At 63.0% G+C, this 12,389-nt stretch carries 11 protein-coding genes; 6 read left to right on the plus strand and 5 right to left on the minus strand.

The genetic code is table 11. From position 1 onward, the window contains the following. Positions 1-20 precede the first annotated feature (20 nt). Together CH274_RS04940 and CH274_RS04945 are read right to left on the minus strand one after the other, a co-directional pair. Positions 21-821 carry an SDR family NAD(P)-dependent oxidoreductase gene (locus tag CH274_RS04940; RefSeq protein ID WP_032405668.1) on the minus strand — a complete coding sequence of 267 codons (801 nt, stop codon included), beginning with the start codon at positions 819-821 and terminating at the stop codon, positions 21-23. After that, positions 818-1,321 carry a carboxymuconolactone decarboxylase family protein gene (locus CH274_RS04945; RefSeq protein ID WP_094656947.1) on the minus strand — a complete coding sequence of 168 codons (504 nt, stop codon included), beginning with the start codon at positions 1,319-1,321 and terminating at the stop codon, positions 818-820. Before CH274_RS04945 ends, CH274_RS04940 begins: the two co-directional genes overlap by 4 nt. Positions 1,322-1,535: 214 nt before the next feature. Here CH274_RS04945 and CH274_RS04950 point away from each other — a divergent pair, with 214 nt between their 5' ends. From CH274_RS04950 to CH274_RS04975, 6 genes are all read left to right on the plus strand, one after another. Continuing rightward, positions 1,536-2,381, plus strand: coding sequence for an alpha/beta fold hydrolase (locus CH274_RS04950; RefSeq protein WP_094656911.1), 846 nt, complete (start codon positions 1,536-1,538; stop codon positions 2,379-2,381). After that, a complete protein-coding gene (locus CH274_RS04955; RefSeq protein WP_094656910.1) occupies positions 2,378-3,358 on the plus strand; it encodes a tripartite tricarboxylate transporter substrate binding protein in 981 nt (326 codons plus the stop codon). The genes CH274_RS04950 and CH274_RS04955 overlap by 4 nt, the downstream gene beginning before the upstream one ends. Beyond that, positions 3,355-3,972: a tripartite tricarboxylate transporter TctB family protein gene (locus tag CH274_RS04960; protein ID WP_094656909.1), complete on the plus strand. Its 618-nt coding sequence runs from the start codon at positions 3,355-3,357 to the stop codon at positions 3,970-3,972. The genes CH274_RS04955 and CH274_RS04960 overlap by 4 nt, the downstream gene beginning before the upstream one ends. Beyond that, a complete protein-coding gene (locus CH274_RS04965; RefSeq protein WP_094634502.1) occupies positions 3,972-5,501 on the plus strand; it encodes a tripartite tricarboxylate transporter permease in 1,530 nt (509 codons plus the stop codon). Before CH274_RS04960 ends, CH274_RS04965 begins: the two co-directional genes overlap by 1 nt. Before the next feature lie 3 nt (positions 5,502-5,504). Then, positions 5,505-6,989, plus strand: coding sequence for an FAD-dependent tricarballylate dehydrogenase TcuA (gene tcuA, locus CH274_RS04970; protein WP_094656908.1), 1,485 nt, complete (start codon positions 5,505-5,507; stop codon positions 6,987-6,989). A 99-nt stretch (positions 6,990-7,088) separates the two neighbouring features. Then, a complete protein-coding gene (locus CH274_RS04975; protein WP_094656907.1) occupies positions 7,089-7,868 on the plus strand; it encodes an IclR family transcriptional regulator domain-containing protein in 780 nt (259 codons plus the stop codon). A 73-nt stretch (positions 7,869-7,941) separates the two neighbouring features. On the opposite strand, the gene CH274_RS04980 is transcribed toward CH274_RS04975, so the two are convergent. From CH274_RS04980 to CH274_RS04990, 3 genes are all read right to left on the minus strand, one after another. Continuing rightward, positions 7,942-10,002 (minus strand): 3-hydroxyacyl-CoA dehydrogenase NAD-binding domain-containing protein, encoded by a 2,061-nt coding sequence (locus CH274_RS04980; RefSeq protein WP_094656906.1) that lies wholly within the window; start codon positions 10,000-10,002, stop codon positions 7,942-7,944. Further along, on the minus strand, positions 9,999-11,162 hold the full coding sequence (locus tag CH274_RS04985) for an acyl-CoA dehydrogenase family protein (protein ID WP_032405660.1): 1,164 nt from the start codon (positions 11,160-11,162) through the stop codon (positions 9,999-10,001). The genes CH274_RS04980 and CH274_RS04985 overlap by 4 nt, the downstream gene beginning before the upstream one ends. 67 nt (positions 11,163-11,229) lie before the next feature. Next, positions 11,230-12,372 (minus strand): ABC transporter substrate-binding protein, encoded by a 1,143-nt coding sequence (locus CH274_RS04990; protein ID WP_094656905.1) that lies wholly within the window; start codon positions 12,370-12,372, stop codon positions 11,230-11,232. Between the last annotated feature and the right edge of the window lie 17 nt (positions 12,373-12,389).

Raw genomic sequence — 12,389 nt, forward strand, 5'->3', positions numbered from 1 at the left:
CGTTCTCCTTCGTTGCAGGGTCAGTCACAGCGAGCGGACATGCCGCCGTCGACGACGATCTCGGTACCGGTGATGAACCGTGCCTCGTCGGAAGCAAGGAACAACGCAACATTCGCGGTGTCTCGGCCATCGCCCATGAAACCGATCGGAATCCGTGAGAGCCGTTGTTCGAGAAGCTTGTCCACGTCACCGCCGGAGCGTTGCCCGGCGAGCCGAACCTCGACCATCGGCGTGTGCAGCTGTCCTGGAATCACCGTGTTGGCACGAATGCCCAGCGGCGCGTGCTGTACCGCGACCGACCGGGTGAATGCGATCACTCCGGCCTTCGACGCGGCGTACGCCGCCTGTGCAGCTCCGGTCCAGCGGATACCGGATGTCGACGCGGTGTTGACGATGGCACCCGTGCCGGCCTCCTTCATGTGCGGCAGGACGTGTTTGCACGTGAGAAATGTTGTCGTGAGGTTGAATTCGAGCTGCTTGTTCCACTCTTCTTCGGTCATCTCGACCGGGCCACCGGCGCGCGACCCACCGACGTTGTTGACCAGGACATCGATCCTGCCCGCTTGCTCCACACACGTGGACACGACGGTCTCGACGGCAGCGGTATCGGTCACGTCGCACTGTAGGGGGATGATCGAGCCTTCTGGTCCGTCGAAGCGCGCGACCGTCTCCTCCAGTGCCTCGCGGTTGAGATCCACCGCGAATACCGTCGCCCCTTCCTGCGCGAAACGCACCGCGGATGCGCGCCCGTTGCCCCATCCGGGTCCGACGCTTCCGGCCCCTGTCACCAGAGCGACCTTGCCTGCCAATCGACCCGTCATACCGTCACTTCACTTTCCGATGATTCGAGGGTGTCGGCCGGCGCGGTCTGGCCGACCTGTAGTGCTACGAGAAAACGAGACACCATGTTGTACGCCGCGATGGTGCCGGTCAGCTCGACCAGTTGTTGGGTGCCCAATCGATCGTGGACTGCCGCGCTGAGCTCGTCGGACACGGTGACCGAGCGCGTCATCGCGTCCGCATAGGCGAGGACGAGCAGATGATCGTCGTTCAGCGGGGCAACGTCGGCGTCGAGTCTCAGGGCGGCAACCTGCTCGTCCGTCAGCCCCTCGGCGCGTGCGAGCGGGGCGTGCGCACGCCACTCGTAGTCGGCACCGTTCAGCGCAGCGATGCGGCAGATGGCGAGTTCTCGGAGCACACCGGGCAGCGCCATGCTGGACCTGACCGCACCGAGCAACGTGTTCCATCCGTCGGCGAACGGTTCGCTGTGCAGCAAGGCCTCGTCGAGCGGGGTCAGGTGGCCGCCTCTACGGGCCTTCACTCGGTCTGCGACTTCGCCGTTACTAGCGGCGGGATGCACTCTTGCCAATGGTCCGATCCTCTCATTGTGGTGTGCACAACACCGATTGTTGACAGTGATGTGGAACACGAATAACGTACCACCTACGTACTGTTGTACGTCAGTAGGACATCAGAAGCAATCTTGCGGCTACTCGGACCACGGATGACTCAGACTCTCGACAGAACGGACCGTCGTGCACACCACTGCCAGCGATGCCAACACACATACCGCCCGCGAACACTGCGTGGCCGGTCACGGTGATGTCCGGATCGGCTACGTCCGAGAGGGCGACGGTCCAACTATTGTGATTCTCCCTTCCCTGGCGCGGGGATCGGCGGACTACGACGACGTTGCCCCACTACTGGCAGCGCGCGGTTTCCGTGTGATCCGCCCCGACCCCCGCGGCATCGGCGAAAGCACAGGACCGATGAACGGCCTGAACCTGCACCACTTCGCCGCCGACGTCGCCGCGGTCCTCGATCACGAACAGTGCACCGGCACAGTCGTCGTCGGCCACGCATGGGGCAGCCAGCCCGCCAGAATGCTGGCAATGGACCGGCCCGATCTCGTCAGCGGCCTCGTCATGGCCGCGGCCTCGGCCGGAAAGATGCCTCCAGGATCGAACGAAAAACCGTACTCGAGGCTTCGGGACGCCATCGACGGGGCCGGTAATCTGGACCTGCCCGATGAGGTACGCATGGAGTGCCTGCGACAGGCATTCTTTGCGCCGGGCCATGATCCGAGTTCGTGGATGACCGGGTGGTCGACCAGCACACATCACGCTCAGAGCCACGCGCGCAACATCACGCCGATCGACGAATACTTCGCAGGTGGAACGGTGCCGATACTCGACCTGCAAGCCGAACACGATGCGGTCGTCATCCCGAACATCTTCAAGCCCATGTTGGGCGAGCGGGTCACGGAGTCCGTCATCGCCGACGCTGCACACGCTCTTGCACCCGAGCAGCCCGAGGCGTTCGCCGAGGCCATCGCATCGTTCGCGCATTCCGTTCTCGAGTCGGAAAGCCGCACTCAGTGAAGCGGCCGCTGACCACCGCGCTGTTCGTCCTCGCGGTCGTGATCGTCACCGTGACCGCATTCGTCAACGCCAGTTCGTCCGGTGCGGCCGCCACCGCCCGGGGAAAACTCACGTTGATCGCGCCGGCCGCACCCGGAGGCAACTGGGACGGGTTCGCCCGTGAAAGTCAGCGCGCCATGCGCGCTCAGGGCATCGTCAACAACCCGCAGGTCATCAACATCCCGGGCGCGGGCGGCACGATCGGGCTGAGCCAGTTCGTCCAGACCCCCGGCCGTGAGGACGCGTTGATGGCCACCGGCGGAGTCCTGGTCGGCGCCATCGAAATGGCCGACAATCCGGAGTCGTTCGACGACGTGGTGCCTATCGCACGAATGGCCGATTACTATGCGGTCCTGGTCGTTCCCGGCGATTCGCCCTACCTCACCCTCGACCAATTCCTCGCCGATTGGCGCGCGAATCCGGGCGGCACCTCGATCAGTGGTGGATCGCTCGGATCGATCGACCATCTACTCAGTGGACTCCTGGCCCAAGCCAACGGAATCGACCCCGCCGCCGTCAACTACATCGCATACTCCGGCGGTGGGGAAGCCCTGTCCGCGTTGCTTTCTCACGTCACAACAGCTGGGATCTCAGGATACAACGAGGTGAGCGACCAGATAGCCGCCGGCTCACTGCGGGCTCTCGCCATCTCCGCACCGGAGCGGGTGGACGAGGTGGACATTCCTACCTTCACAGAGCAAGGAACCGACGTCGCGATGTCGAACTGGCTCGGATTCGTTGCAGCACCGGGAATCTCGGAGGCCACCAAGAACGAGTTCGTGGACATCATCGGAGAAATGCGCGAGACACCGGAATGGAAAGCCACGATGGATCGCAACAACTGGACCGACACCTTTTCTACCGGAACCGAGTTCGAGGACTTCATCGAACTCGAAGTGGCGCGAGCCAAGGACATCATCGAGGAACTCGGACAATGAGCACAGACTCTCTACCGACGCGGCGCGCTGAAAATCCGCGCCCCCACTCGTTCTGGACCGGGCGCAGCGAGCTCGCTGTCGTCGCACTGCTGTACGCCATCGCAGTGTTTCTCACCGTCGGCACTGTCACGATGAAGGTCATGGGGTCGTCGGTTCCCGGCCCCCAATTCTTCCCCATCATCGTCTGCATCCTGCTCTATGGGAGCGCAACGGCATTGGCGATCAACATCATTCGCCATCCCAAGGTTTCGGACACCGCAGCGCATCCCGGACACGGCGACTTCTCCCCCGACATGTTGCGCGACCTCGGAGATCTCTCCGACAACAGCGATCCACTCCCAGGTCCTGCAGCACCGACATGGGCGACGCATTCGGATTGGAAGACCGTCGGGCAAGTCGTGGGTGCCCTGGTGGGGTTCGTACTTCTGCTCGAGATTCTGGGCTGGATACTCTGCGCCGCTGCGCTGTTCTGGGTCGTGGCACGTGCGCTCGGTAGCAGAAGGCCGCTGTTGGACATTGGTCTGGCCTTACTGATGTCGTCGTTCATCCAATTGGCCTTCAATGCAGGTCTCGGACTGCCATTGCCGTCCGGTTTCGTAGGAGGGCTGTTCTGATGGATCAACTCCCCCTGTTGATGGACGGCTTCGCAGCCGCCCTCACCCCGATGAATCTGCTGTGGGTTCTCATCGGCGCGATTCTCGGCACCGCGGTCGGAGTGCTGCCCGGTCTCGGTTCTTCGATGGCCGTGGCATTGCTGCTGCCGGTGACGTTCTCCCTCGAGCCCACCGCCGCATTCATCATGTTCGCCGGCATCTATTTCGGCGGCCTCTTCGGCGACTCGACCTCCGGGATCCTGCTCAATACCCCCGGCAACTCGTCGGCGATCGCGTCGACCTTCGAGGGCCACCGTATGGCCAAGAGCGGTCAAGCCGCCAAGGCACTGGCAACTGCGGCCGTCGGAGCATTCATCGGTGGCATCATCGCAACGACGTTGGTCGTGTTCTTTGCCCCTACCCTCGTTCGACTCGCCACCGTCTTCGGCCCCGCCGAGTACTTCGCGCTCGCCGTCTTCGCCTTTCTGGCGATCTCGGCCGTGGTGTCGGAATCCGTCGTGCGCGGTCTGGCGGCCCTCGGTATCGGACTGGCACTGGCGTTGGTCGGAGTCGACGGACCGAGTGGTACCGCGCGCTATGCGCTCGGCATGCCAGAACTGTTCGACGGCATCTCCATCGTCGTGATCGCAGTCGGCCTGCTCGCACTGGGTGAGGTGCTCTTCGTCGCCTCACGCATCCACCGAGACCCGGTAGTCACTGCGGTGAAAGCCGGCGGAAAAACGCGTCTGAATCTGGCCGACTTCCGCCGGGCCCTTCCCGCATTCCTGCGAGGCACGACCTTCGGAGCGCCGTTCGGGCTCATCCCGGCCGGTGGATCCGAAGTGCCGACCTTCATGGCGTACGGCACCGAGAAGTACTTGGCCAAGAAGAACGGCGACGACACCTTCGGCACCAGCGGTTCCATTCGGGGCCTGGCTGCACCCGAGGCTGCCGCCAACTCCACGGCCGGTACAGCAATGGGCGCGCTGCTCGCTCTGGGGCTGCCGACCTCGGCAACCGCGGCGATCATGCTGGCTGCATTCCAGCAGTACGGGATGCAGCCGGGGCCTCTGTTGTTCGAGCGCAGCGGTGACTTGGTCTGGACTTTGTTGGCGTCTCTGTTCATCGGTCTGGTGATCCTGCTGACGATCAACCTTCCGTTCGCTCCGGTATGGGCCAAATTGCTGTCCATTCCACGCCACTACCTCTACGCCAGCATCAGCGTCTTTTGCGTGCTCGGTGTCTACGCCATCAGTTCGTCCAGCATCGATCTGTGGCTCCTCGTCGCCATCGGACTCGTCGGATTCATGATGCGCCGCTACAACATTCCACTTGCCCCAGTCCTCATCGCCGTCATTCTGGGCCCCCTGGCAGAAGTCGAACTACGCCGCGCTCTCGCGGTATCGGAAGGCAGCCTCGGAATCCTGGTCGGCAGTCCGATCACCATCACCCTCTACCTGGTGCTCGCGGCCGCGCTCACCGTCAGCGCAGTACAGCACCTGCGTCATCGAGCCTCGAACCGTCAGCTCGAAACCTCGGACAGGACATAGTCGATGACACTCAACGATGCACAGGACCATACGACCGATGTGGTCGTAGTCGGCGGCGGCAACGCAGGATTCACTGCCGCCCACGCGGCCGCGGCGCGAGGACGGCGCGTGATCTTGCTCGAAAAAGGAAACGAGAGCGAATCGGGTGGCAACAGCTATTACACAGCCGGTGCCACCCGTATCGCACATCGCGGGCTGGCCGATATCGCCGATCTGATCGATCAGGACCAGCGGCATACCGTCACCGAAGTGCCCCCGTATTCAGCGGACGAGTACGCCGCGGATCTGGCGAAAGTCACTGATGGGCGCAATGATCCGGACTTGACCGAAGTCCTCGTACACGAGAGTTTGGATTGTGTGCGGTGGTTGCATCAGCGCGGTCTGCGCTATCGCCTGATGTACGAGCGTCAGGCCTATAAGCTTCCCGATGGGACGTATCAGTTCTGGGGCGGGCTGCACATCGGGAACACCGGTGGTGGTCAGGGCCTGATTGCCGATCACACCCGCGTCGCGCTGGCCGAGGGCGTCGATATCCGCTACGGCCACTCCGTCACCGACCTGATCTACGACAACGACCGCGTCACCGGAGTGCGCTTTCGTAGATCCGACGGCAGCGCCGGAACGGTGTTGGCCGAGTCGACTGTGCTGGCCGCAGGCGGTTTCGAAGCCGACGCCGAGATGCGCGAACAGCATCTGGGGGCAGGGTGGTCCCACGCCAAGGTACGAGGCACACCACTCAATACCGGCGAGGTTCTCGCGGCCGCCCTCTCGATCGGTGCAGGTAAGGGCGGAGACTGGACGACCTGCCACAGCACGGCATGGGATGCGTTGGCGGAGAACAACGAAAGCAATCGCGAACTGACCAACCGGTTGACTCGGCAGTCCTATCCACTCGGAATCGTCGTCAACAATCGAGGGGACAGATTCCTCGACGAAGGAGCCGATTTCCGCAACTACACCTACGCGAAGTACGGGAAGGAGATTCTCGCTCAACCTGACTTCATCGCGTACCAGATCTTCGACAGCGCTCTGCGTCCGATGCTCAGAACCGAGGAATACGACATGCCGGGAGTCTCGGAAACGGTGGCCGACTCGGTCGGCGAACTGGCCCGCATTCTCGGCATCGGCGCTCGAGGGTTGGAGACGACCATCGACGAATTCAACGCGTCGATCGACCGATCGATCACGTTCGATCCCACAGTGAAGGACGGCCGCGCCGCACGAGTGCAGCCACCGAAGAGCAACTGGGCCGCACCGATCGAAACCCCGCCGTTCTACGCATATCCCGTCACCTGCGGAATCACCTTCACCTTCGGTGGTCTGGCCGCCGACACCCACGGCCGCGTCCGTCGAGACGACGGTTCGACCATCGCCGGTCTGCTGGTCTGCGGAGAGATGCTCGGTGGGCTGTTCAGCGGAAACTATCCTGGCGGTTCCGGGCTCGCTGCGGGTGCCGTCTTCGGCCGCCGAGCGGGCAACATCGCCTGAATCGACACTCGGCTGCCTGAACAGCAGCCGAGTGCTGGCTACGATGGGCGACAGTGAGGGTCGGTCACGACCATCCGATCGACAGGAGCGCACAGAGGAATGCCGAGAGACGATCCCGACTACATCGAGTCGGTCAGCAAGGCGTTCCAAGTGATCGAAGCGTTCAGCGCGTCGCACCCGACGCTGACCATTTCGGAGGCTGCCGCACTCACGGGGTTGACCAGACCTACCGTTCGGCGTCTTCTGCTGACGCTGTGCAGGCTGGGCTTTGCCTCGCAGCCGGACGGCAAAAGGTTCGCGCTCACCCCGCAGATGATGCGACTCGGTTACGCCTACCTTTCGTCCACCCCGATCTGGGACCATGCGCTGCCGTATCTCAGGGACCTTGCCGATGCAGTGCGCGAGTCGGTTTCACTTGCTGTGCTCGATTCACCCGACATCGTCTACGTCGCTCGTGTCCCTGCCGCACGGTCGATGACGATCACACTGACTGTGGGCGCACGACTTCCGGCTTATCCGACCTCGCTGGGTAGGGCACTGCTCTCAGGACTGTCGGCGGCAGAACTCGACGCCTACCTCGACAAGACCGAATTGCTCCGGCTCACCCCGACGACCATCACCGACCCTGACGATCTTCGCAGCGAACTCGCGCGGGTACGAGATCAGGGCTACGCGATCATCGACGGTGAACGCGAAGAAGGTGTGCGCTCTGCCGCGGTGCCGATCAAGAACCGGCAGGGTCGTACCATCATGGCCCTGAACGTGTCGGCGAACTCCGCGCGGATGTCCGTCGAGACCCTCCGCGACGACGTGGTACCCCAACTCTTGCGCACTGCCGAAACAATTTCGGCGAATGGACGTTTCGTCGAGCACGGGTGAGGCCGGTCGATAGTCCGTACGACAACAGCCACCTCGACCGCGATCGAGGTGGCTGTGATCGTGCATCGCTCGGCTACGTACGCAGAACGGTTGGGTCACCGACAGTGAACCCTGGTCCGACCACCGCGGCAAGACGCTCGAGCCGTTCCGAGAGCTGTGCAGGATCCTGGTTCGACACCCACGGCCCGAGGCCGCCGACATGCGAGGGAAAACCATAGGCGAGTGTCAGCATCAGGTCGATATCGCCGGAACGATCGGCAATTCCGTCCTGCAGCAACAGTGCAGCCTCGTTGACCATCGACAGAAGCACACGGTCGACGATGGCGTCGTCGGTGAACGCACTCCGTTCGATGCCCTTGCCCGACGAGGATCGATCGATCAGCTCGTGGACGGCAGGGTCGGAGATCGGGGTTCGAGAACCGTCGACGTACCGATACCAACCCGCGCCGGTCTTCTGGCCGAATCGGCCCTGTTCGCACAGAGCGTCCGCGACGTCCGGATAGCGTTCGGCAGGATTGCGATCGGCTTTTTTCGCCTGCCGCATCCGCCAGGCGATGTCGAGTCCAGACATGTCCGAGACCGCGAACGGGCCCATCGCGAAACCGAACTGGACCAACGCTCGGTCGACCTGCTCCGGGTAGGCACCCTCTTCCAGCATCAGCTCGCATTGGCGACGATAGGCGTTGTAGATCCGGTTCCCGATGAACCCGTCGCACACGCCCGCAACGATCGGCAGCTTCTTCAACACGGTCGCCGCTGTCAACGCTCGGTCCAATGCCTCACGTGACGTCTCGCGCCCTCGCACCACTTCGAGGACCGCCGCGCGATGCGCAGGGCTGAAGAAGTGCATACCCACTACCCGACCGGGACGATCGACCGCCGTCGCGAGCTCGTCGATATCCAGATACGACGTGTTTGTCGCCAGAGTGACGTGCGGACGAACCACATGTTGAAGTCGTTGCAGCAGTTCCTTCTTGACCGCCATGTCCTCGAAGACAGCCTCGATGACAAGGTCGCATTCGTCCAAGGACTCGACCGAACGACCGGGGCTCAGGAGCATCATGCGCTCGTCGACATCGTGCGTGCTCAGCCGCCCCTGTGCGACCGACCGCTCGTACGTCGAACGCAACTTCTCGATTGCCCGCACCGCCATGTCGGGATCCCTGTCCACGAGGACCACGGACTTCCCCGCCTCGACGAAGGCGCGGGCGATGCCGGCTCCCATCGTTCCCGCGCCGACGACACCCACCGAGTCGACTTCCCTCGGCGACGTCGGCTTGTTCGCCTTCGTCGTTTCACGTCGAGCGAAGAACAGGTGACGCAAAGCCGCCGCTTCAGGACCGTTGCGCAGTCTGGTGAATTCGGCTCGCTCGAAGGCGATCGCGGACGGCGCAGACAGCGCCACGCCGTTCAGAATCGCTGTCACCGCCGCCGCGTACTGCGGTCGTCCGCGTCCCCGCGTCAGCACTGCGTGTGCCGTCTGCTCGAACTCACCCGGCTCATCGACCGATACGACCGGAAGGTCCATCAGAACACGCTTGCCCGAGCAATTCCTAGCGAAAGAGACTGCAGCAGAGCGCAGATCACCGTCGGCAAGGCTGTCGACGAGACCGTTGTCAGCTGCCCATCGCACCGGCATGGACTTGCCGGAGGTGATCAGATCCAGCGTTCGTGAGGGTCCGATGATGCGCAACGGTCGCTGCGTGCCGCCGGCACCCGGGATCATTCCGAGGCCGATTTCCGGCAATCCCACGACGGTCCCGGGCGCAGCGATTCGGTAGTCACATCCGAGCGCCAGCTCGAAGCCACCGCCCAGCGTCGAGCCGGAGATAGCCGCGACAACGGGCTTGGCAGAGGCCTCGATTGCCGCGATGACGGTAGGCAGTGTCGGCTCGGGGACGGGTCCGTCGAACTCTCGCAGATCCGAACCGGACACGAAATGTTTGCCCGCTCCGAGGAGAACGATCGCATCGATCGCACTGTCTGCATTCGCGGCACCGAGCCCGTCCAACAGACCTCGCCGAACCGCTGCGCTACTCGCATTGACCGGAGGATTGTCGATCGTCAGAACCGCAACCCTGTCCTCGACCTCGTAGGAAACCACGCCTCGCACCGCGACTGGTGTCGAGGTCATCGGGCGTCTTCCTGCCTCGGTGCGCGCTGGCTGAACTTCCGGTCGAACACTTCTTCGGCGATGCGGTTCTTCAACATCTCGATGGATCCGCCCGCGATCATCCAGCCACGGGTACGACGCATGCAGTATTCGACCAGGGACTCGGAGCTGTAGCCCAGGGCCCCCATGGCCTGCATTGCTTCGTTGGCGGCGAGGAAACCTGCTTCATTGGCGGCGAGCTTGGCCACCGAGGTCTCGTACGCGGACGGCAGGCCGGCCGCGGCATTACGGACGGCACGCTCGAGCAGCAGTTCGGCGCCATCGAGGGCAACCGCTACCTCGGCGAACTTCCACTGCAGGCCCTGAAATTCGTTGAGGGTACGGCCGAACTGGGTCCGCTCACTCACGTGTGCACGCGCGGTATCGAAGGCCAGTCGTCCCAAAGCCAATGCGCGCGAGGCGTTTCCGATGCGCTCGACGTTGAACCCGCTCATCTGCTTCTTGAACCCACCCGGTCCGAGCAGGATGTTCTCGCGCGGGACCCACACGTTGTCGAAGTAGAGCTGGCACCACTGCTCGCCGCTCATGTAGTTCGACGGCTTCCCGAACGAGAGCCCTTCGGCACCGCGCTCGACGAGAACGGAGCCGATGTTGCGGGTGCCGGGGCCGAAGCGGACGTAGATCAGAAACAACGTGGCGTCGACGCTGTGCGTGCCCCAGATCTTGGTGCCGTTGAGCCGATACCCGTCACCGTCCTCGGTCACCGAGGTCTCCAGCTCGGTCGCAGCCGAACCTGCCCCGGGCTCGCTCATGCCGAGGCTGATCAGGGCGTTGCCCGACAACAGGTCCGGCAGGTACTTGTGCTTCTGCTCCTCGGTACCGAACTCAGCGAAGGTACGGATCGCGCCGAAGTTACCGGCCTGCAAAATGTCTGCGCTCTTGGGGCACGAACGAGCAACTTCCTGGATGACGGCCACCGCGTCAGCCAACGATGCTCCCTGGCCCCCGTCCTTCTCGGCGATGGTCAGGCCCAGAAGATCTTGCGCGCCCAGCAGGCGAGCGATGTCCCACGAGTACGCGGGGTCATGGGCCCGTTCGAGGGCTCCGTCGGCGAGGTGCCGTTTCGCGAAGGCGCGAACCGAATCCACCAGTGCATCACGGTCGGTCATCACTGCGGTCATGATTGTCCTTCTCTCGATATTCTATAGATTCATGAAGTCTGCGAGATCGCTCTCGATTCGGGCCGGATCAGCCCATGTAACCGAACGCCTGCTTCCAGATCTCTTCGTCTCGCGCTGCGAACTCGTCGTATTCCTCTTCGGTGAAGAGATGGAACTGCGGCGAATTTGCCTGCGGCAGCTGGTACTTGTCGCCCGCTTTGATCGGGTCCATGTCGGTACGCGCCGGGACGAACCCCTGCGCCGCTGCGAATCCTTGTCCGGACTTGGACATCGTCCAATTCATGAACACCTGAGCAGCGGGATTGGCGAGACCGTTCGCGGTCATGCCCATCAAGTTTTCCGACGCCGACACGCCCTTGTCGGGAATCACCAATTCGAGAGGCGCACCTGCGAGTTCGGCCGCGAAAGCGTTGTTGAAGCTCAGCGATGCGATGGATATCTCACCACGAGCAAGCGCATCGACCTCGGTGGACGTCGAATCGAAGATGCGTGGATTCTGCTCGCCCTGCTTCTTCAAGAAGTCCTCGCCGAGTGTGGAGATCTGGAAGTTGGCCAGCGCATTCAGCGTTCCGCCGGTGGTCACCGCGACGACACCGAGCTTTCCCTTGTACTTCGGGTCGGTCAGATCCTCCCACTGGGTGGGCTGATCCTCTTCGATGATCGCGTCGTTGTATCCCATTGCGTTCACGAAGTAGTAGCAGTTGAGATAGGTGTCGCGTAAACCGGTGTTCTGCTGACGAAGCAGATCGTCGAAAGGCGTTGCATACGGCACGAATACACCCTGCTCAGAGAATTGCTTCGCCACGCGCGGATCGGTGACTCGCGCGATGTCGGCACCGAGTTTGCCTGCGCCCTGCTCGGACAGAACACGTTCGGCGAGCTTGTTCGTCGGCAGGCGCGTCAGCTCGATATCGAGGCCCGTCTCCTGCTTGAATCGGGCTGCAGTGAGGTCTTCGGCTTCTTTTCCGGTGCCGGAGTAGAGCTTGACAACTCCCCCCTGCGCCGCATCCCAGAGGGCCTTGTCCGCGACGAGTTCTCCGTCGATCACGAGACCGTTACTGGTGTCGACCTCCGATGCCCGATACAGCTCGCGAGCTTGCTCGTCTTTGCCGCCGCCTTCCTGGCCGCACGCTGTCAGCGTCACGACGAGTGCGGTCGCTGCCACGAGGGCTCCGGCCAGCCGTGGGAGACGTCCCTTTCGAGTAGTCATTTCGATTCCTTTCGAGC

The organism is Rhodococcus sp. 06-418-5 (genome assembly GCF_002258285.1).
Lineage (GTDB): Bacteria > Actinomycetota > Actinomycetes > Mycobacteriales > Mycobacteriaceae > Rhodococcoides.